17 protein-coding genes and 1 pseudogene are annotated in these 21,220 nt (G+C 60.2%); 7 read left to right on the top strand and 11 right to left on the bottom strand.

The features are described 5' to 3' along the window. Positions 1-9 precede the first annotated feature (9 nt). The 3 genes from RCH11_RS13210 to RCH11_RS13200 all read left to right on the top strand — a co-directional run bounded on the left by RCH11_RS13210 (position 10) and on the right by RCH11_RS13200 (position 4,971). Entirely contained in the window at positions 10-2,490 is a 2,481-nt protein-coding gene (locus RCH11_RS13210) for a glycosyltransferase (RefSeq protein WP_327057478.1), read from the top strand. Then, positions 2,487-3,476: a glycosyltransferase family 2 protein gene (locus RCH11_RS13205; protein WP_327057477.1), complete on the top strand. Its 990-nt coding sequence runs from the start codon at positions 2,487-2,489 to the stop codon at positions 3,474-3,476. Before RCH11_RS13210 ends, RCH11_RS13205 begins: the two co-directional genes overlap by 4 nt. 229 nt (positions 3,477-3,705) lie before the next feature. Further along, the gene (locus tag RCH11_RS13200) at positions 3,706-4,971 is read left to right on the top strand and encodes a hypothetical protein (RefSeq protein ID WP_327057476.1); all 1,266 of its coding nucleotides are present in this window, start codon (positions 3,706-3,708) and stop codon (positions 4,969-4,971) included. On the opposite strand, the gene RCH11_RS13195 is transcribed toward RCH11_RS13200, so the two are convergent. The 3 genes from RCH11_RS13195 to RCH11_RS13185 are packed head-to-tail and all read right to left on the bottom strand — an operon-like array spanning position 4,946 to position 7,027. Then, the gene (locus tag RCH11_RS13195) at positions 4,946-5,320 is read right to left on the bottom strand and encodes a DUF2304 domain-containing protein (protein ID WP_327057475.1); all 375 of its coding nucleotides are present in this window, start codon (positions 5,318-5,320) and stop codon (positions 4,946-4,948) included. The two genes, RCH11_RS13200 and RCH11_RS13195, sit on opposite strands and share 26 nt — an antisense overlap. Continuing rightward, positions 5,317-6,054: a glycosyltransferase family 2 protein gene (locus RCH11_RS13190; RefSeq protein ID WP_327057474.1), complete on the bottom strand. Its 738-nt coding sequence runs from the start codon at positions 6,052-6,054 to the stop codon at positions 5,317-5,319. The genes RCH11_RS13195 and RCH11_RS13190 overlap by 4 nt, the downstream gene beginning before the upstream one ends. A gap of 28 nt (positions 6,055-6,082) precedes the next feature. Next, on the bottom strand, positions 6,083-7,027 hold the full coding sequence (locus RCH11_RS13185; protein WP_327057473.1) for a GDP-L-fucose synthase family protein: 945 nt from the start codon (positions 7,025-7,027) through the stop codon (positions 6,083-6,085). A 133-nt stretch (positions 7,028-7,160) separates the two neighbouring features. Between RCH11_RS13185 and RCH11_RS13180 the strand changes: the two genes are divergently transcribed. The 4 genes from RCH11_RS13180 (at position 7,161) to RCH11_RS13165 (ending at position 11,205) form a co-directional block, all read left to right on the top strand. After that, entirely contained in the window at positions 7,161-7,943 is a 783-nt protein-coding gene (locus tag RCH11_RS13180; RefSeq protein WP_327057472.1) for a glycosyltransferase, read from the top strand. Between the two features lie 102 nt (positions 7,944-8,045). Continuing rightward, positions 8,046-9,074: a GDP-mannose 4,6-dehydratase gene (gmd, locus tag RCH11_RS13175; protein ID WP_327057471.1), complete on the top strand. Its 1,029-nt coding sequence runs from the start codon at positions 8,046-8,048 to the stop codon at positions 9,072-9,074. Continuing rightward, positions 9,075-10,010, top strand: coding sequence for an NAD-dependent epimerase/dehydratase family protein (locus tag RCH11_RS13170; protein WP_327057470.1), 936 nt, complete (start codon positions 9,075-9,077; stop codon positions 10,008-10,010). Position 10,011: 1 nt separating this feature from the next. Beyond that, the gene (locus RCH11_RS13165; protein WP_327057469.1) at positions 10,012-11,205 is read left to right on the top strand and encodes a DegT/DnrJ/EryC1/StrS family aminotransferase; all 1,194 of its coding nucleotides are present in this window, start codon (positions 10,012-10,014) and stop codon (positions 11,203-11,205) included. Between the two features lie 26 nt (positions 11,206-11,231). Here RCH11_RS13165 and RCH11_RS13160 read toward each other — a convergent pair whose 3' ends face one another. The 8 genes and pseudogenes from RCH11_RS13160 to RCH11_RS13125 form a co-directional block, all read right to left on the bottom strand. Beyond that, positions 11,232-12,344 (bottom strand): glycosyltransferase family 4 protein, encoded by a 1,113-nt coding sequence (locus tag RCH11_RS13160; RefSeq protein WP_327057468.1) that lies wholly within the window; start codon positions 12,342-12,344, stop codon positions 11,232-11,234. Between the two features lie 79 nt (positions 12,345-12,423). Then, the gene (locus RCH11_RS13155) at positions 12,424-14,010 is read right to left on the bottom strand and encodes a DUF2142 domain-containing protein (RefSeq protein ID WP_327057467.1); all 1,587 of its coding nucleotides are present in this window, start codon (positions 14,008-14,010) and stop codon (positions 12,424-12,426) included. A gap of 1,484 nt (positions 14,011-15,494) precedes the next feature. Beyond that, the gene (locus RCH11_RS13150) at positions 15,495-16,793 is read right to left on the bottom strand and encodes an O-antigen ligase family protein (protein WP_327057466.1); all 1,299 of its coding nucleotides are present in this window, start codon (positions 16,791-16,793) and stop codon (positions 15,495-15,497) included. Between the two features lie 30 nt (positions 16,794-16,823). Beyond that, positions 16,824-18,164 (bottom strand): O-antigen ligase family protein, encoded by a 1,341-nt coding sequence (locus tag RCH11_RS13145; protein ID WP_327057465.1) that lies wholly within the window; start codon positions 18,162-18,164, stop codon positions 16,824-16,826. A 9-nt stretch (positions 18,165-18,173) separates the two neighbouring features. Then, positions 18,174-18,947 (bottom strand): polyprenol monophosphomannose synthase, encoded by a 774-nt coding sequence (locus RCH11_RS13140; RefSeq protein WP_327057464.1) that lies wholly within the window; start codon positions 18,945-18,947, stop codon positions 18,174-18,176. Further along, a complete protein-coding gene (locus RCH11_RS13135) occupies positions 18,944-20,233 on the bottom strand; it encodes a hypothetical protein (protein WP_327057488.1) in 1,290 nt (429 codons plus the stop codon). Before RCH11_RS13135 ends, RCH11_RS13140 begins: the two co-directional genes overlap by 4 nt. A gap of 178 nt (positions 20,234-20,411) precedes the next feature. Continuing rightward, positions 20,412-20,537, bottom strand: a pseudogene (locus tag RCH11_RS13130) (acyl-CoA dehydrogenase family protein); the annotation flags it as partial. A gap of 125 nt (positions 20,538-20,662) precedes the next feature. After that, a complete protein-coding gene (locus RCH11_RS13125) occupies positions 20,663-20,977 on the bottom strand; it encodes a hypothetical protein (protein WP_327057463.1) in 315 nt (104 codons plus the stop codon). Positions 20,978-21,220 lie beyond the last annotated feature (243 nt).

Below are 21,220 nucleotides of genomic sequence, written 5' to 3'. Positions count from 1 at the left end.
AAGGACGTGATGTCTGACGTTCGCTTGGGCCTGGTCTCGGTTGTCCTCATCAACTTTCGCGGTACTCCCGACACTCTTGATGCAATCGCTTATCTCGGAAATATCGATTGGCCGAAAGATCGAATCGAGATAGTTGTCGTCGAAAACGGCTCGGCTGACAATAGCGCCGAGCTCATTCGCGCGTCCGCTCCACACGTGAAACTCGTCATTTCCAAAACAAACGAGGGATTTGCTGGCGGGTGCAATCTCGGGGTTGCCGCGTCAAGCGGCGAGTTCATCGCGCTCCTGAACAATGACGCCAAACCTGATGATGGCTGGATCCGCGCCGCGATCAATCGATTCGGTGAATCGCCGAACATTGGGGCCGTTGCGAGTCGGGTTCTCGACTGGGACGGCGTTCTCGTCGACTACATCGGGTCGGCGATGACCTGGTATGGCATGGGCTACAAGCCTTTTACTACCGAAGAGCCCCCTCAGGGACCCGAGTACGCGCGCGACGTGCTCTTCGGTACAGGCTCAGCGATGTTCATTCGTCGGTCGGTGTATGACGAACTCGGCGGATTCGATGAGCGATACTTCATGTTCTTCGAGGACGTAGACCTCGGATGGAGACTTAATCTTGCGGGGTGGCGATTCGTATACGAGCCGGCATCACTTGCGTACCACAAGCATCACGCGTCGATGGAGGGCTTCGGCTCGTTCAAAGAGACATATCTCCTCGAGCGGAATGCGCTTTTCACACTCTTCAAGAACATCGGGGAAGAGCACATCGGCCAGGCATTGCCGGCGGCAATGATGCTGTCAGTGCGCCGGAACGTCACCAAAGGCCACGTCGATACGCAGGCCTTCGATCTGCGTCGTGGCTCGGACGACAACGAGAATACGATCGAACTCCCGAAGACGACTGCTGCCTCTCTCTTCGGAATCGATCAGTTCGTCGAACAGCTGCCGAGCCTGCGCGTGTCGCGAAACGAAGTGCAATCCCGTCGAAAAGTTTCGGAAACTCGCATCTGGCGGCTATTCGGGGTGGCTGACGCACCCGTTTATCAGGATGACTCCTACCTCAGGGGCTACGACAACATTGTCACGGCTTTCGATGTGTCGGAGCCCCCGATCTCGACGCGGGTGCTCATAATCACCGGCGATCCCATCGGCCAAAAGCTCGCGGGTCCAGCCATCCGAGCGTGGAATATGGCCGAGCTGCTTTCCCGGGAAAACTCAGTTACCCTGCTCTCTTTCACGGGAGTCGAAGAGATGGATGCGCCATTCGACCTCGTGCACGTGGGCGCCGGAGACGATCGAGCCTTCTCCCAGTGGGAGAAGTGGGCCGACGTGATTGTTTTCCAGGGTCACGCGATGGCGGTCTTCGATTCGCTCAAAACGACGTCGAAAATATTGGTGGTCGACATCTACGATCCGATGCACCTGGAACAACTCGAGCAGGGCCGCGAACTTCCGCGCGAAGAGTGGTCGCGACAGGTCTCGGACGCGACCAATGTGCTCAACGAACAGATGGTTCGGGGCGACTTTTTTCTCAGCGCATCGGAACGCCAGCGCATGTTCTGGCTCGGGCAACTTGCGTCACTTGGGCGGATCAACCCGTCAACCTACGAAGGTGACCCCGACCTCGACGGACTGATCGGCGTGGCTCCATTCGGTCTTTCCTCAGATCCGCCCACTCACCAGCGCGATGTACTCAAGGGCGTGCAGACCGGGATTGGACGAAACGACAAGGTGCTCCTGTGGGGAGGTGGCCTGTATAACTGGTTCGATCCGAAGACACTGATTCGTGCGGTGGCCGATCTGGCTAAAACCCATGACAATGTTCGGCTGTTTTTTCAGGGAACGAAGCACCCGCATCCCGGTGTTCCCGAGATGGCGATTGTGGCAGAGTCGCGCGCGCTCGCGGCCGAATTGGGTGTGCTCGATTCGAGCGTCTTTTTCAACTCTTCATGGGTCGACTACGCCGACAGGCAGAATTACCTCACTGAAGCGGATGCCGGGGTGAGCACTCACTATTCGCACATCGAAACCACCTTCTCATTTCGCACTCGCATCCTCGACTACCTCTGGGCCGAGCTGCCTATGGTCGTCAGTGCGGGAGATCATTTCGCCGAAATGATTGCCACTGAGAAGCTGGGGCTCGTTGTTGATCCAGAAGATGTTGCCGGTCTGTCCCGCGCTCTTGAAAGAATCCTGTTCGATGAGAAACTGATCGCTCTGTCGAAGAAGAACATTCGACGCGTGCGCTCAGAGTTCTACTGGGAGAAGACGCTCGCTCCCCTTGTCGATTTTGTTTCTCACGCGAGACATGCAAGCGACCACCCGCAGTTCACCCCCCATGGACAGATTCACGAGCGGACGCGAACTCGGGTGAAGAAGTCCGGCGTTCGACACGATCTTGAGCTCGTTTATTTTTATCTCAAATCGGGTGGACCGCGAATGGTTCTCAGAAAGGTGAGAAATCGACTCACCCGTTCGGCGTCGTGAATGCTCGGATCTCCGTCGCGCTCTGCACGCACAACGGAGCCGCTTTCCTTGTCGACCAGTTGCACTCCATCGCGATCCAAACGGTTGAGCCCGATGAAATAGTGATCTCGGACGATGCCTCGACAGACGACACCCGCAGCATCATTCGGACCTTCATAGAAGCTCTGCCCGAGCGATCAGGGATTAAAGTCACGTTGCTGCTCAATTCGGTCAGTCTTGGTGTGACGCGCAACTTCGAGCAGGCGCTTCTCGCCTGTACCGGTGAATTTATCGCCCTCTGCGACCAGGACGATATCTGGCATCAGGATCGTCTGGCTCGCGGTGTGAGCGCCCTCCAAAATGATCCGAGCCTATGCATGGTCAATGCGAACGCCGCCCTGGTAGATGCTGCCGGCCAGAGCCTTGGGCTGACCCTCTTTGATGCTCTCGGACTCTCCCCGCGAGAGCGCAACGACCCGAGGTCTCCTATTTTTTTTCGGGCTCTGCTTCGACGCAATTTAGTGACCGGAGCGACGACGATGATTCGACGGAACCTCCTCGCCAACGCGACTCCCATCCCCGAGCCGTGGCTGCACGACGAATGGCTCGCCATCATCGCGGCCACGCTTGTCGGTGGGGGAATCGGCACGCTGGCAGATCCACTCATTGATTACCGTCAGCACGGGATGAACCAAATCGGTGCGGTCAAATTGAGCCTCAAAGGAAGGTTCGCAAAATTAGTGGAGCCAAGAGGGGACCGCTACGAATACCTGCTTGTGAGATCCACTGTCCTTCGAGATCGGCTGACTGGGTTGAATGGTCGTGTCATGGCCGAGGCAGTGGTCCAGGCCGGTCAGAAAGCCGAGCATCAAGCCGTCCGAGCCGGCCTGCCGAACCGCCGTGCCGCACGAATTCGGCCCATTCTTCGGGAACTTTCAAAGGGGCGCTACACACGATTCAGTCGCGGAAGTGCGGATGTCGTGAGAGACCTCATCCAGCCGGCGTGAACGAACTCTGGACGCCCCAATAGTGCACCCGGAGGTAAAGTAATGCTCGTGCTCAGCAGAGCGGGTATGACGACAGGCACAGAGGGGGATCGTGTGGCAGAGCTGTTCCACCGGGCTGGTGCCCTCCCGCGGGGGCGTGTTCCCCTTCCGCTTGCACACGCTCCCGTTCATGCGCAGCCACCGCTTATTTATGCGGCACTGCCGTCGACATCCCGTCCGGGAGGCTGACGTGGCGAGGCCGCGGTGCGTATCCGGGGTAACGCTCATTCTCATTGCGACGGCAATCTCGGGCGTAGCAGCCTACGTGGTGACCTGGCTCGTTCCTCATCAGATCGGACTCGTAGGTTACGCAACCTTCGCTGTCTTTTGGTCTTTCCTCTATTTCGTCATTGGGAGCCTGACGGGAATCCAGCAGGAGGTGACTCGCGGCACCACTGCAGCGACAGCCGAATCGTCCCAGCATGCAAGTCGTGCCCGAAACTTCGGGCTCGTCTTTGGCGCGGCTGTGTTCGTTGTCGTCGTTGCCACCGCCCCGCTCTGGGTGCACGCGGCCTTTCCCGCCGATGGCTGGAATCTTGTCTGGCCCTTCGCGTTCGGTACGGCGTCGTTTGTCATGGTTGCGGTGCTTGCCGGCTCGTTCTATGGCATTGCGAAATGGGTTCCACTTGCGCTCATGATCAGTGTCGACGCTTTGCTGCGCCTACTGGGAGTATCGATTGTTCTTTCGGTGACATCGAGCATTGTCGCGCTCGCGTGGGCCGTCGCTGTCCCGTTTCCTCTCACCCTCGTCGTGCTGTGGCCTTTCATCCGAAATTCCGTTGTCGGAAAGACCCAGCTGGATGTTGGGTACCGCGCGATCCTCTGGAACGTCGCGCGGACGATACTCGCTGCCGCATCGACTGGAATTATGGTGAGTGGGTTGCCCTTCCTGCTCGGCCTATCATCCCGAGGAGTGCCCAAGGCGACTTTCGGGCTGGTCATCCTCGCGACAACTCTTGCGAGGGCGCCTCTCATTGTCATTGCCCAATCGTTGCAGAGCTACTTCATCATCTCGTTCCGGGACAATGTGCACCACTTCTGGCGAACGTTCCTGCGCCTTGAGGCCCTCGTTGCCGCCGCCGGTATTGTGCTCGCCGCGCTCGCATGGCTTATCGGGCCTGCCGTCTTCGGGTTTCTTTTCCCCGCTAATGCGCGCCCGGATGGAATGTTTCTCGGAGCGCTCGTACTGTCATCCGCGCTGGTGGCGGCACTCTGCATCGCTGCGCCGGCCGTGCTGTCACGGACTGCACACTTCGTTTACACGCTGGGTTGGCTTGCCGGGGCTACCGCCACAATCATGAGCCTCATGTTGCCGTTGGACTTCACCACTCGCACGATCATCGCGCTCTTCGCTGGCCCAATTGCTGGTCTGGCTGTGCATGGCGGCTACCTCGCGCTCGAGTCCAGGCGAGGGCGCGCACTTCACTCGGTCAAGAATCCGAGTGCGACTGCCTGATCTGCACTTCGAGAGCCTCGATGCGAAGCTCCTGGAGAGCAGCGGTCTCGGCGAGTGCCTGTGTCTTCGCCTCAAGGGCAGTAAGTTCTGTGCTGTGCTGAATGCAGACGAGAAATAGCACCGCGAGACTGACGAAAAATACGAGGTTGAGCGGTATCGCGACGCCGACCAAATTCGCCGCCCAGATGAGTGTTGTCGGAAAGACGCCGATGATGAGGGCGAGCGTACCGGCCACGAGCCACCACACGGCGTGGCGCTCGCGCAGGCGGCGCCTGCGAAGCATTTCTATCACCACCCCGAGGGTGAGCAGCGCCGAAAGAACACCAAAAATATACGACGCGATCGTCATGCGGACTCCGTGATCTCGGCGAGCGTGACGGGCGGGCGCATCAGCGCGAAAACTAGCGCCAGACACGCCCTGCCGAGGTAAGCGGCGGCCTTGATCGGATGGTGGGAGGGAACACCGCCGGCGCGGGGTCTCATTGCTACCGGTACCTGCACAATCACGCATTTCGCGCGTGCAGCGATAACCAGCGATTCAATGGTGTCGCCGAGATATTCGGCCGGGTAGTGCTCGGCGAAAAGACGAACAGCACGCGGTCCGCTTGCACGAAATCCGGAAGTAGTGTCGGTGAGCCTGGTATGGGCGGTGCGACTCAGGAAGCTGGAGAGCAGCACCATCGCCCATTTGCGTGGCCCACTCACGGAGTAGTCTCCCTCGCCGGCAAACCGTGCACCGAGTACGAGATCTGCCGAATCGAGGGCGGCAACCAGTGCAACAACGCCAGCAGGATCGTGCTGCCCGTCGGAGTCGACCTGCACGACATTATCGAATCCGTGATCGAGTGCGTATCGGAATCCGACTCGCATCGCGCCGCCGACTCCCAGGTTGAATGGCAGCCGCGCGACCAAAGCACCGGCGCACACAGCCTCAGCGATGGTCGCATCCCTCGAACCGTCATTTACTACCAAGCAGGTGACTCCGGGAAGTTTCGCAAAGACCTCGAGAACGACCTTTCGCACCGACTCTTCCTCGTTGAATGCGGGCAGCACGATAAGCGTTCTCTCGAGCGGGGTTGGCATAGAGAGATAGTAGCAACGAGGACAAGTGCTAACGCGTTCGGACGCTAGTTATGTTTTCAAGGTACCAGGTGTACGTGGCGGAGATGCCTTCGACGAGTCCTGTGCGAGCGTGCCAGCCAAGATCGTTGATTCTCGACACATCGAGCAATTTGCGTGGTGTGCCATCCGGCTTTGTGGGATCTTGCTTGAGGACACCCTGATAGCCAACGATATCGGCAACGATCCGCGCGAGATCGTGAATCGAGAGGTCCTTACCGAATCCCACATTGATGGTCTCGGGGGAGTCGTAGTTATCGAGAAGGAAGAGGGATGCCTCGGCCAGGTCACCGACATAGAGAAACTCCCGCAGCGGAGTCCCTGAACCCCAGATGACTACTTCGGGCGCCTCGTCCACCTTTGCCTGGTGAATGCGCCGCAACAGCGCCGGAAGCACGTGCGAATTCTCGGGGTGAAAATTGTCTCCAGGCCCGTAGAGGTTGGTCGGCATCGCAGATATCCAATGTCGGCCGTACTGTTTTCGAGAGGCTTGCACCTGCATGATGCCGGCAATCTTCGCGATCGCGTACGCATCGTTCGTCGGCTCAAGCTCGCCGCTAAGCAGCGAGGATTCCTTAATCGGTTGTGCCGCGAATTTGGGATAGATGCACGAGGACCCGAGAAACAGCAGACGATCGACGTCGATATCGTTCGCGGCGTCCATGATGTTGACCTGAATCTGAAGGTTGTCGCTCAGAAACGCTGCAGGGTAGGTGTCGTTCGCGTGGATCCCGCCGACCTTGGCGGCCGCGTCAATAACGACCTCAGGCCGACTTGACCGCAAGAAGTCGAAAACCGCCGGCCGGTCACGCAGGTCGACCTCGCTCGACGAAGCTCCGATGAGGTTGTCGTAACCCTCCTCTTGGAGGTGGTTCCAGATTGCGGAACCGGCAAGGCCCCGATGCCCCGCGACATAGATTCGCGTGTTCTTTTCCAACGGTTCTCCGTAGTGCGTTCTCGTTATACTCGCTGAAGTGCGACGACCAGTGGAGCAAGAGTTGGGTGCCCGATACATTTGCGGGACTCGCCCAGTCGCCTCACCGAATGGTAGCAATGGAGAAGGATGTGACGTGACGGCTGATCCTCAGGTACTTGTTGTTTTGCCAACGCTCGGGGATCGACTCGACTCGTTCAAGCTGACTCTCGCTTCGGTGCAGCAACAGCGGGAGCACATCGGTGTCACCCTCGTCGTCGTGGCGCCTTCGAGCGCAATTGAGGCGCGTGAACTCGCGACCCAAAGCGGGGCGCTCGTTGTGGACGATCCGAAGGAGGGTATTTCCGAGGCAATTAATCGCGGCCTTCGAGCGCGAACGACAGAGCAGTATTACGCATGGATCGGTGATGACGATCTCTTTCGTCCTCGAGGCCTTGGGAAACTTCACGCGATCCTCGAGTCAGCTCCAGCGTCGGTTCTTGCTTTTGGCGGTTGTGACTATATCGACCCGGATGGTCGCACGATCACAGTGAGTAATGCTGGCTGGCTTGCGACTTTTCTCCTTGCGTGGGGCCCCGATCTGATCCCGCATCCCGGAACAATGGTGCGGTTGGATGCCCTCGAAGCAATCGGAGGATTCGATCGCAGCCTGAAGTACGCGATGGATCTCGACGCTTTCCTTAAGCTACGAGCGCATGGAAATTTCTCGTGGACTCGCGAATCTGTTTCGGCCTTCCGATGGCACCCAGATTCCCTCACGGTTGCGAATCGCAGGGGATCGAGTCAGGAATCTGAACTGGTGAAACGACGTCATCTTCCGCCCGCGCTGCGCCCGATCAGCTTCCTATGGCAATATCCGATCCGGTGGGCGTCGGGGTACGCAGCGGGGCGCGTCAGCGCTCGGGCACGTGCCCTGTGAACAAGGTCAGCGATGTCCCTGCGATAGGCTGAGTTGGTTTCGAAGCGAAAGTTTAGACCTTCGACGTGCCCGGTGGGCCGTCATGTGACGGAAGTGAATTGAATGATTGAGACCAAGGCCAAGCGGGCGATTGTGACCGGGATAACCGGTCAGGATGGCAGTTATCTCGCCGAATTGCTTCTCCGCAAGGGCTACGAAGTTCACGGGCTCATCCGTCGCTCTTCCACTTTCAATACCGATCGAATCGATCACATCTATCAGGACCCTCACGTGCCCCATCCGAATCTTTTTCTTCACTACTCGGATCTTGCAGACGGATCCCGTCTTGTGACCCTGTTGAATGAGATTCAGCCGGACGAGGTCTACAACCTTGCGGCCCAGTCTCATGTTCGGGTTAGTTTTGATGAGCCAGAATATACGGGAGACATCACCGGCCTCGGCACGATTCGATTACTTGAGGCCATACGCGCGATCGGCCTCGAGACTCGTTTCTACCAGGCGAGCAGTTCAGAGATGTTCGGAGCAACTCCGCCGCCCCAGAATGAGTCGACGCCCTTCTACCCGCGTTCCCCGTACGGAGTAGCAAAGGTCTACTCCTACTGGATCACTAAAAACTATCGCGAAGCCTATGGAGTCTTCGCCTCCAACGGCATCCTCTTCAACCATGAATCTCCCCGACGCGGCGACACTTTTGTCACGCGCAAGATCACTCGCGCCGTTGCGAGAATCAAAGCCGGCGTGCAAAACGAGCTCTTCATGGGCAACCTCGAGTCGGTCCGCGATTGGGGCTACGCGCCTGAATACGTCGAAGCGATGTGGCGGATGCTCCAAGCCGACGAACCTGACGACTTCGTTGTGGCGACGAACACCGCCTACACGGTTCGCGACTTTCTTCAGATCTCTTTCGAGCACGCCGGACTGGACTGGGAGAAGTACGTCAAATTCGACGAACGATACCTTCGACCGACGGAGGTCGACTCGCTCATCGGCGATTCGACGAAGGCGAGAGTGACCCTTGGCTGGGAGCCATCCATCCTCACCCCCCGGCTCGCCGAGATCATGGTCGACGCTGACATCAAGGCTCTGGAGCTCGGCGGGACTCGTTACGTTGACACGATCGTCGCCCACTAAGTGCGCATTCTGATCAGTGGTGCCAACGGGATGCTCGGGCGGAGCATCGTCGCACAGGTAGCGGCCCAACGGCCCGAGGATGAACTCATCACCCTGACGCGCCATGACGTAGACCTGCGCGACAGATCGGACACCCGTGACTTCATCGAGCGCGCGCGGCCCGATGCCGTCATCCACGCAGCGGCGAAGGTCGGTGGGATTGGCGCAAAGCTTGCTGAGCCGACCATATTCCTCCTCGACAATCTGCTTCTGGACACGAGCGTTCTCGCGGCAGCCATAGATCTCCGCGTTCCTGACTTCCTCTACATCGGCAGCGCAGCGGTGTATCCGGCCAAATATGTAAGGCCGTTCGTTGAGGAGGATATGTTGACGGGGCACCTCGAGGAGGCGAACGAGGGGTACGCAGTCTCTAAGATCGCCGCGATCAAGGTATGTGAATACGTAACCCGTCAGTACTCCCTGAACTACAAGTCGGCGCTGCCGTCGAACCTCTACGGTCTCCACGACCACTTCGAGCTTTCCAACGCGCATCTCGTCGCCGCCACGCTGGCGAAGATGCACGAGGCGAAACATGCTGGACTAGACGTAGTTTCGGTATGGGGAGACGGCACCGCACGACGCGAATTCACCTTCGCTACTGATGTGGCGGTATGGCTAGTCGAGCAAATCGACAAGCTCGATTCGTGGCCATCTACTCTCAATCTCGGTTGGGGCTCGGACCATTCAGTTGCCGAATACTATGAGGTCGCGAGAGATGTTGTGGGGTTCGATGGTGAACTCGAATTTGACACCAGCAGGCCATCCGGCGTTCCGCAGCGCCTCATCGATTCGAGTGCTGCTCGATCCCTCGGATGGTCACCGACCACCTCGCTACGCGAGGGAATGGCAGCGACTTACGCCGACTATCTCGCCAATCTCAGTAGCGCCGGAAGGTAAAATGAACGACCGCATTTCCCCTACGACCGACTTCCCCCTTGCCACGGCATCCTGGGATCAGGCTGAATACGCCGCCATCCAGCGCGTCATCGATGGAGGGCGGTTCACAATGGGACCGCTGGTCGCCCAATTCGAACGCGATTTCGCTGCGCAGGTCGGTTCCGCACATGCCGTTATGGTTAACTCGGGAAGCAGCGCCAACCTCCTGGTGATCGCTGCTGCCGTGCTTGATCCGGAAATCGATCTCAATCCCGGCGATGATGTCCTCGTACCAGCGCTGTCGTGGGCGACCACCTACTATCCCCTTCAGCAGTATGGCCTTCGCCTTAACTTCGTGGATATTGATCTCGATACGCTCAACATGGACCTCGAACTCGCAGAGGCCGCAATCGGGCCGCGCACAAAAGCGATTCTCGCCGTCAACATTCTTGGCAATCCCAATGATTTCGCCAAGCTCAAGGCGATTGCCGACCGTCATGGACTCCTCTTGCTGGAAGATAATTGTGAGTCGCTTGGCGCGGAGTTCGAAGGGAAACAAGCCGGAACGTTCGGCGCAATGGGCACGTTCAGCACCTTCTTCTCGCATCACATTTCCACGATGGAGGGGGGAATGATCGTGACCAATGACGAGCGTCTCCGCCAGACTCTGGTGTCTCTTCGCGCGCATGGATGGATCCGCGAACTCCCCGAAAAAAACTTTATTCATGACAAGACCGGGGATCCGTTCGAGGACTCGTTCTGCTTTGCCCTGCCCGGTTACAACGTTCGGCCCGTCGAAATGTCGGGGGCGATCGGCATAGAACAGGTCAAGAAGATTCCAATGATCATCGAAGAGCGTCGCCGAAATGGGGCCCACTGGGTTGAGACGATGTCGCAGCTCGAGGACGTACGCCTGCAAAAGGAAACGGGCAAGAGCAGCTGGTTCGGGTTTTCGATGGTCCTCGAGGGTGCGCTCACCGGTCGCCGTCGCGAGGTCGGGGCGGTGCTGACCGCGGCGGGGATCGAATCCCGACCGGTGGTTGCCGGCAACTTCACACGCAACCCGGCAATGAAGTATCTTGATGCGGATGTTCCCGCTTCACTTCCGGCAGCGGATACCATCCACTTCGACGGCCTCTTCGTTGGAAACCGTCACTACGACTCACGCGCGAGCATCGACGTGCTGCACGAGATCATGGCGGGGATTCCGCGCTAGCAGTCCCGCCGCGGTGTGGTTTCCAACTAGTTGCGTTTACCCTCGCTGATCGCGAGAGCGAAGGACTCGAGCGTTTTGTGCGCGACCTTGTCCCACGAAAAGAGCGATGCTCTCGCAAGGCCAAGCGCCGTCAACTCTGCCTGTCGAGCCGGATCTGCTGCGAGTTGAAGAACGGCTCGGGCAAGATCGCGTGCATCGCCGGCCGTGAAATAGTCGGCAGCTTCAGCGCCGACCTCACGGAATACTTCGGTGTCGGCGAGCAGCACTGGTAGTCCGATTGCCATTGCTTCGAGGGTTGGAAGTGAGAACCCTGTTGCGAGGGTCGAGTCTATGAGGGCGGTCGCGGTTTCGAACAATTCTCCGAGCTCCTCACTAGGAACCCAGGACCGGAGATGGACCGACCCTTCGAGGCCGAGGGACCTCACCAGAGGGATAAGCGGGTCTTCGCCGAAGCTGCCCGTAATGACGAGTCGAGGGCGTTCACTCTCAGGGATCTCTGCCCAAGAACGCACTACGGTCTCGAAATTCTTGTATGGGCTGCGCTGACCAATTGCGATAAACAAATCTGGGTGGCGCCGTGTCGGCACGGAGTTCGCTGTCGCTTCGTTGGTATTTCGACCAGCAAGCGGGATGACATCGATTCGGTCGCCCGGAAACATAAGGTAACGACGAATTGCCGAGGCCGAATACTCGCTGATGGTTATCAAGCGCGTCGCGTTCGCGGCTGCTCGTTTCTCCATCCACTTGACCGGTCCAATGAATAACTTGTTCTGCATGAGATGAGGGTGTGAGAAGTACAGAAGGTCGTGCACGGAGATCACCACGGGTGCACTCGAACGCAACGGGCCGAGCATGGCCGGACCATGTATCAGGTCGGCTCCGACCTCTTTCGCTCTCCTCGAAACCGTGAAGAGTTCACCCCGAGCCCAGCTAAGACGGTTCTCGCCGCTGATGCCGGAGTTGATGACATCCCCGGGGAACCACGAGTGGTCTTTTGCCATGAGTTCGGTGCTTGCGAATCCCACGTAGGTGTACTCGGACCCGATTTCACCGATCTTTTTATACAGCTCTCGTGCATAGATCTCGAGACCACCTTTGGTGCCGGTGGACTGGAGGAGGTTTACAAAGACGAGAGGCACAGTCGATGAGCATACCAATCAGGGTTCTGCTCAAACGGGTTCAGCATGCTCGCCGGTGCCGCAAGCTGCGCGACTGCGCTCAAAGTCCAATTTTCAAGCCGGCGGTCTTAGTCGCGGCCTCAGAGTCGCCAGCAAGTCGTTTCAGCATTAATGTGGCAACGACGACCACTACTGCGGTGAGCGCGAGGATGAGGATCGTGCCACCGGGCGGAGACCACGTCGGATCAACGAGCAGCTTCTTCCACGACGTTAAGGAGGCGCCGACCGCGTATCGCTTAAGGGCGACCGCGAAAGAGTAGAACTGGGCGAGCCCCCAGGCTGTGAGCACTAAACCAACGAGACGCCGGTGGGCGGAGCCCTCAGGTACTGGCATTCGTTCTGAGAGTACTTTGGCGAGCCCAAGTACGACGCATACGAAAAGAGGGAGTGCATAGCGACCCTGCCAGATTATTCCTCCTCCCGTGATGTAGACCGCTTGCGTGAGCGGCGGGAGCAGGACAATTCCGCCGATGAGAGTCAAGGCGAATACCAATGAGCGTCCACGGAGAAACACCACACCCGCTACGAATAGCGCCGCGATGAAGGCGGACCACACAAAAAAGACGGGCGTTGGTGCTGGAGTATCAAGCCAACCGAACTCGCCGACGATTCCCTGGCCGTAGTCGAAGGTTCCGACAAAGATCTCCTCGAACCCCCGGAGCGGCGATGCGCCTACTCCGAGTCCGCTTACGGCGGTTTGGGGCGCGGTCAAACCCGCAGCTAAGGAATTCGAGAGCGCGATCCATGCAACCGCAACGACGGCGGCGATTGCAATCACGACGATCGCGATCTTTACTTCGCGCTTCTTGGCCAACTCCCTGGTCTCAGACCAGGACACGAGCAGGAATGGTGCAAGCACTGCGATGGCAACCCAGAGTGGCGATAGTCCTCTCATGTTGACGGCCACGGCTGCTGAGACCATGGCGATGGTGGCTCTCTCGGTGAGCAGCCGTGGATGGGGACTTCGAATGATGCTGAGCACCGCAGTGAATGCGGCGAGAGTCGCGGTTGTCTCGAGCGAATTGGGGTTCACGACACCGTCGAGGAAGAAAACCATCGGGGTGGCCGCGACAGCAAAGCCAAGCACAGGAAGCCACCGTCGTTGCCACGTCCAAATCAGCATGAGGGTGACCGCGAGGAACAGCGATGAAATCAGCCCACTCACGATCCTCATGGCGTAGACGCCCGAATCGTCGTGGAAGATCAGCGATGGCCAGCCGACGACCGCGTAATACAAGGGGTTGTAGAGTCCGGCAGATGTCGTCGACCTAACCGTCTTCCACTGGTCGCCAGTCGGAGCAGCGCTGCAGGTCGGAAGTACCTGCGGGTGGAATGCGTAGCACGTCAGGGCAGGCGTGTGAGCGATGTACTGCGGAACGTGCACAACTTGCCCGGTCGGTGAAGGCTTTCCGGCTATCTCGCCTCGGGCAACAGCGGCGGCTTTGATGATGTGCGCCGGCTCATCGGGTGCACCACTGATCGGCGTCGCGATTGACCAGCACACCGCAAGCGCAGACAGAAGCACCCACGCCACAACGAACACCCGCCAACGTGGCCAGCCTCCTGATTTCATGTGATTTTGCGATTCCTCGGCAGCCCCTCGGGTCGTCTCGAGTTTCCGCGGCATGGGGATGAGCTTAGCCGCCACCGCTATCGCCCCAGCAGAGCTGGGGCGTCGAGCGGGGTGCCTCGAGCTAGTCTCGGCTTACGGAATCGGATGCTGCGCCATCGGGGTAGCGAACGCCCGCAGCCAACGCAGCTAGCGTGTGACCTTTACCAACCAGACCATGAAGATGAGCCATCCGAATTCCATCAGGATTGCGCTCACTGCGAGGGACGTGATGACTAGGACGACGAGCACGAGTGCCGGCCAGGAGTAGACGAAACTTCGCTAGCGGGAGCGAGCAGCCACGAGCGCACAAACATGAGGGCGAGCAGTCCTAGAAATGCCAGCAGACCGATTCGGCCGAGTTGGAGCCAGACGTCCAGGTGGTCTTGAGGTCGGATGTGGGGGTGCGATCGAAGAAATTGAGGCTCGGGCAAGGCACGACGTCCTCCGCCTGCGGTCAGCCCAGCCCAATGCCTCGAGTTTGTGCAGCGAAATCAGCGACCGCATCTGCGCTTCGAGCCGCAGCGGAAGTTTCAGCTCTGGGTTCGTGCAGAACACTGGGATTAGCCGCATGCGCAATCCCCAAGGCCGTCACCGAGGTGGTGATTGCGATGACGAGTAGACCGATCTGGTTCATTCACTTCCGATGCTCCGACAGTAACCTCAGCGCATAGAGCCCTCCCGCCGCGAGGGCTACAAGGAGAGGGGCGCAGAAGACGATGGGAAAGCGCGCGAGCAGCGGGATTCTTGACGCGGCGGTCACCGGCGCTTCTTCGCGATCGCCCCGGCGCGGGAGGGCACAATCCTGCTTCGCGCCCATTATCGACGGTTTGTCGCGGCTGCTCTTTCGATCTTTCCTGCAGACAATGGTGCTGGGAGTGATCGGGCCAAAGACCTCGGTGGTAGGGCTTGGGATCGTCGCTTAGGCGCATTCTTTCTGATTCCTAAAACTGAGAGTCGTTCGGGCAGCCGGGGCCGGCTGCGGGGCGGTGTCGCCATGCTCGCCTGTGCCACCATTCTGTCTCGAACGTCCCAAATGGTCTGATTCCTCTTGGCACTGTCGACGGGTCCGTGTCCCGCTTAGCCGACTCGACAGCAATCGACGGAACGCAGCTTGCCGGTTGCGCTTTCATCCGGAAACATTCAGCGCCAGCCGATTGCGCCATCACGAATAAACACTGTCTGACCGGGACGATCGCGGCCGTGAACGCGACCCGCCCTGGTTTGCTGTGGCCGCGTTCACGAAACACGCCGTGTTCGTAGAGGGGTAGGTTTCACACACAGGGAGTTCTAGCCGTCCTGGGCGAAGAATCAGCTCAGCCTCGGCGACAAATTCCTCACCTCTCCAGTAACGGCAGGAAAGCGAGGGCTGATCTCCGTCGGTGTGAAATAAGTCTGAGCGACGGGCGGTATTCCTATTCGGATCGGCTGAGTTCGGTCGCCGCATTGAGCTATTCACGGGAGCGGGCTGACGCATTCAACCTGAACCGCTAGCGTTTCGTTCAATCGAGGTAACGCGTATCGTCGCGGGTAGCGGCAAACGCCTTGCGCCAACTCAACTCCCGCGACGCCTTGACCGAGCACACCACAAAGGTGAGCCAGCCGAATTCCACCAGAAGGGAGCTCTCCGCGAGCCCGCTCACAAGCAGCACCACCAGCACGAGCGCCGGCCAGGCGTAGACGAAGCTGCGCTGGCGGCAAGCGAGCAGCCAAGAGCGGATGAAGGCGAGCGCGACCATGAAGACGAAGGCGAAGAGACCGATGAGGCCGACCTGGAACCAGACGTCGAGGTACGCGTTAAGGGCCGACGACTGAAGCCCGTCGCGGATGTAAGTGAAGGGGGGAACGCCCTCCCACCAGTGACCGGCCCAACCCCATCCCTCGAGTTCGTGGATGGGGATCAACGCCCTGATAGGGCGCCAGACTGCAAGCCGCAGATTGACCTCGCTGCTGGCGCTGAGAGCATCGATGATCGGGGTGCGCAACCCCCAGGCGATGGCGCCAACCGTGATCGTGGACCCGAGAAGAATGAATTGCCAAATTCGTTTGCGCTCGGGGGAGACTCGGCGCAGCCCGTACAAGGCGAGGGTTGCAAGGATCACGACGACGAACGTTCCGAACGCGACAGGGGAGCGCGCGAACACGAGCGTCAGGCCGCCGAGCACCAGCGACCCGATCGCGAGGTTGCGCGGCACCGACCGGGTGCGAAGCTCCGTGCCGAAAGTGACGATCGCCACGAGGGTGACAATGCCGAGTTGGTTTCGTGTTCCGAATATGCCCTGGATCGGCCCGAGTTGCCTGAGGTTGCCCTGGATGCCGAGGAATCCGAGCGGGGTGTCGATGAGGATGCCGGAGAAGATTTCGAGAACAAGCGAGAGCGCGAGTGCAGCGCGCAGCACATTGCCAAACGCCCGCGCGATCTGGATGGTGTCGCGGATGAGGGCGACGTAGATCCCGAGCATCGTCACGGCGATCAGGTAAAGGGCGCTGGCGATCGTCACCCAGTTGTACTCGCTCCAGAACAACGAAATTGTGGCCCAGCCGACAAACACGAGCAGGGATATCGGCAGCAGGCCGTGCCATTCGATCTCCTCGCGCCGGGCGATCAGTGAGAGCGAAGCCAGCACGACCAGCCCGGCGAGGATGGCCAGCCAGCCCGCCCAGCCGATCAGCTCCCTCAGGAGCAAAGAGGCGGCGACAGCCCCGATGATCGCCTGGGTGAGCGCGGCCGAAAACCGGGGGGAGCCGAGCATCTGCCGTGCGAGCTCGAATGCCGGATGCCGCGGTGGCGCCAGGCTCACCGGCAGACCCCGGTCATGAGCGGCCCTCTCTCATGGCCGGTTCCGCAGCGTCGCGGGGGACAGCTCGGGCTCGACGGGTTCCAGGCCGAGCGGGCTGGTCTTGGTCTTGACCGCCCAGATCACCAGCAGCATCAGCCCGCCCTCGAGCAAGATGCGACTCTCGGCGATGCTCTGCACTAACTGTGCCGTGAGCATGAGGAGGGGTAAGAGCGCAAGCCAGCTGTGCGAGCCGGGGTCCCCCCGCCCGGTGACGACGCGGTCGACGGCGAGGAGCCAGGAGCGCACAAGCGTCGCGAGCACGACAGCTCCGAACACCACCAAGCCGACTATCCCCAACTGCAGCCAGACGTCCAGCCATGCATCATGGGCGTGGGGCGGTTGCACTCCGCCGGCCTTCTTGAGGGTGTTGAACGGGGCGATCCAGACGATCCAGTATCCGAGCCATCCCCATCCCGCACCGGGGCGTTGCTGGGCGAGCGTGCTCACCTCGTGCCAGATAGTGAATCGCCCGGTGAAGTCCGAGCTCTTACCGAGTAGCCCGAGGATACGGCTCTGCGCGAGATCCGCGAGCACGGCGAGGGCGGCGACAACGAGGGTGATGCCGCCATAGGCATACGCTCGCCCGCGCGGCGTGCGCGCTCGGCGCACGAGCAGCGCCGCGAGCGCAACGACGATTACCACGGCGAGGGCGACGAAGATGGTGGCCGACCGAGTGAGCCCGATCGTGACGAGAGCGACGGCGAGCCAAAACCAGCCCCATCCGCGTTTCACCGTCTTCGAGGCGAGCTGGATCGTAAACACAATGAGCCCAAGCAGCGCGGCCATCGCCAGCAGGCTGGAATTGCCGACGATGCCCTGGATCTTGCCGAGGTCGAAGAGCAGGTCGCGCGACCAGTAGAGGAGCTTTGCCGGATTGCTTTCTGGCGTGACCCAGACCGGGTAGATCGGGTGTCGGATGAACGCGGAGACGATGAACTCGAACAGGAACGACAGACCGAGCACCAGCCGGAATACCCGGCCCAGGACGATGAGCAACTCCGGCCAGGTCACCGTCACCGCGATCGATACCGCTGAGGCGGTGGTCAGCAGCAGCACGACCGCTCCGAGGGCGGTGAAACCGGGGTAGAACGACCAAGCAATGGAGAGGAAAGCCAGCGCAATGAAAGCGAGTAGGGGGTAGGGCAGCGAGCCGACACGGAATCGAGCGCGATTGTGGTGGAGGACTACGAACGAGATCGCGGCGATGCCCACAACGAAGACGCCGTAGCCGTACCAGCTGAGGGAATTACGCCAAAAGTCTCCAGCGATTCCGGTGAACAGCACGAAGGTCGCGAATCCCAGACGGAATCCGCGGCTGTCGAGAGTGGTCATAGACACAGGTTAGGCGTTGCCGAGGGGCAGCGCTGTTTCCGAAGGGTTGCGCCGGACGCGCCTGGTGAAACTCCATCCCGTGACCTTGAGCAGCGCCTCGATCACGATCGCCCGGCTCATCTTCGAGACGCCAAACTCGCGCTCGCGGAAGTGGATCGGCACCTCGGCGATTGCAAAGCCGGCATCAAGGGTGCGCAACGTCAGGTCAATCTGGAAACAATATCCCTTCGAGTCGACGCTCGCGAAGTCGAAGCCGGCAAGCACAGCCGCGCGGTAGACGCGGTAACCGGCGGTCGCATCGCGCACGCTCAGACCGAGCATGATGCGCGCGTAGGTGTTAGCGACTCGACTGAGCAGTTCGCGGCCCTTCGGCCAGTCCTCGACGGACCCCCCAGACACCCAACGTGACCCAATCACCAGCCCCACCGAATCCGACGCGGATGCCGCCTCCAGCATTCGGGGCAGAGCCTCCGGTGGATGTGAGCCATCGGCATCCATTTCGATCAACCAGTCGTAGCCACGCTCGAGGCCCCACGCGAAGCCGGTGATGTACGCGGCCCCGAGCCCCAGTTTGCCCGAGCGATGCAGCACGTGGACACGTTCGTCGGATGCGGCGAGCGTCTCGGCGAATATCCCGGTGCCGTCCGGGCTGTCATCGTCGACGACGAGAATGTGAGTACTGGGAAGCGCTCGCAGTGTTCGTTCAACTACGCGTCCGAGATTCTGCCGCTCGTTAAAAGTGGGGAGAATAACAAGCGTGCGAGCACGCGGCGTCGGGGTCATTTCGCCAACCGTTCACAGGAGATGGGGAATGTCCAGAGCGCGGTTTTCGTGCGGGGAGCGGTAACCACGAGCTGATCCATTCCTGAGGCCGAAGACTCGCACGATTTTCGCGCGGCTCCTATCGCGTTCGCCCAGGTTGGTCCGTTCGAACGATTGGTCTCGGTCGGGATGTACTGCACCACCATCAACACGACCAGGGCGGCGACCGCCGCGGTGCCGATCCAAGCAATCGGAGCCCGCCGAGAGGCCAGTACCTGCGCTGCCAAGACGATCGAGGCCAGCAAAAGCATGCTTGGTATGACCGCATAGCGGATAAAGACGAAGGGCGCGTGATGGATGGGGGAACCGCCGTAACCATTCAGGTAGGAATCGACCACCCAGATCACGAACGACCCCGGCACGAGATAGAGGGCAGCGACTCGCTGCAGGGTAGAGCCCCACCGGAGGCAGACCAGCACGGAGAGCACGAATGGGACAATGGCGAGCACCTCCCAGACGAGAGCCTGCTCGCGAAGCGCGGCGGTCATCGTCTGCCGATTTGCGGCGAAATTGGGCAGGGCTACCTGTCCGACATACGCGCGGAGTGCGCCGCCGAGTCCGCCAGCGTGAGCCACCCGCGGTGACAGCAGTGTGGTGATGATCTGCGCGACCAGTCCCACTGCCAGACCGATGCGTGGTGGCCACACGTTAAGGCCTCTCACCTTCACCAGGAGCAGCGGCACAAGCACGAGGACTTGAATCTCGGACATGGCACCGATGAGCGTGACTATCGCAAGCATCCACGCGCCGATTCGTGTGCGCGGTTGGTACAGCAGTATCCAGAGAGTGATCCAGATGAAGAACCAGTGCAGGTTCGCGGCGTTTCCGAGGAGCTCGATCGGTGCGAGTGGGGCGAGCACGGTGATTGAGCACAGAACGAGGCGGAGCGGACGCGCCGCGATCACGTCGCGTGCACACCAATAGACGAGGGAAGCTCCGAGACCCACGACCGCGCAACTTGCCAGGTTGATCATGATGCCCGCGTCGGCGATGTCGACCGTTCGAATGACGCCGTCGGCGATCAGGCGCGGCAGCAACTGGAGGTAGCCGGCATACCCCGCAAAGAGGTGCGAGGCCGGGGCTCCTGAGATGGCATCGTTGAGGAAGATCGTGCCGTCTTCAGCCCAGACTGTCTGCTGAGTCGTCGGAGGTAGACGGAACCAGGCTGCGGCGCTCGCAAGCACCGCTAGCGCTGCCGTTATGCCGAACTCGGACCGCGGAACGAACCGAGGACGGGGGCGGCGCATGGGTTAACTCTGTCATGCCGGGCTTCGACGCGGTCGCCAGAGCGAGACACTCGACCGGCCGGGCTAGACGAACGCGGCCGTGCCAATGATCGCTCGGCAGACAATGAGGGTGTTCATCGCGCGTGCCCTCGTACGAGTAGATGGCTTCGGCATCCGCGAAATACTTCATCACCCCGTAGTCCATGACGATGCCGTTGCCGCCGAAGAGTTCGCGGCACCAAGCGATGGTTTCCCGCAGACGGCTGGTGGTGAATTCCTTGGCGAGAGAGGAGAGTTCGTCGCGCTGTGTGCCCTCATCGGGCATGTCGGAGATGCGGGTGACGACTCCTATCGAAGAGGTGATGTTGGCGTGAAGCCAGCCGCACAAGCGGGAGATGGGCGTTCTGGTGGGCGGCGTTCATGAATTTGGGTGCACGATCACCGGGTCGGTCAGACGTCGACGGGCCCCGAGTAGGTGATCTTGGGCGCTGCGGGCGTTCCTGTGATTTCGCACACCATGATGCCCTCCGGGCGCCCGTCTGGGAGCGCCCCGAAGGGCAACTGCACGTTCACTCCGGTCCCCTCGATCGCGGCAGAGACGTCACCCGTCGCGTAAGGACGGTAGTTCGTGATGGTCGGGTAGTCGGAAATCATCTTCTCGCGGCACAACTTGAAAACAGTGAGCGAATCGAAGCCGTTCACTGGAGCGTCGCCATCTTGGCCGGGCACCGGAATCTGCCCGGTCGCGAGTGGCTTGGGCGTCATGCTCGGGGAAGGTTCCGTGTGTCCGCTAGACGTGGGGCTTGTTGCGTTGGGCGTCGAGGGGATTGCAGCGCACCCGGAAATGATGAGGGCGAGGCCACAGCTAAGCGCGGCGCCCCAGGTGACTCTGTGTATCGTGTCGCGCCGCATCCGCTCTCCCTATGCTCCCCCTCAGCATAGGGGTGCGTCGGTCGAGACCGGTAGGTCCAAAACGTCGGCACTTGATGGTTGCGTAGCTCCTGCCGG

It is taken from the genome of Glaciihabitans sp. GrIS 2.15, assembly GCF_035984695.1.
Taxonomy (GTDB): Bacteria; Actinomycetota; Actinomycetes; order Actinomycetales; family Microbacteriaceae; genus Lacisediminihabitans.
The sequence above is the reverse complement of the archived record's forward strand: the minus strand, read 5'-3'. Positions and strand labels throughout refer to the sequence as shown.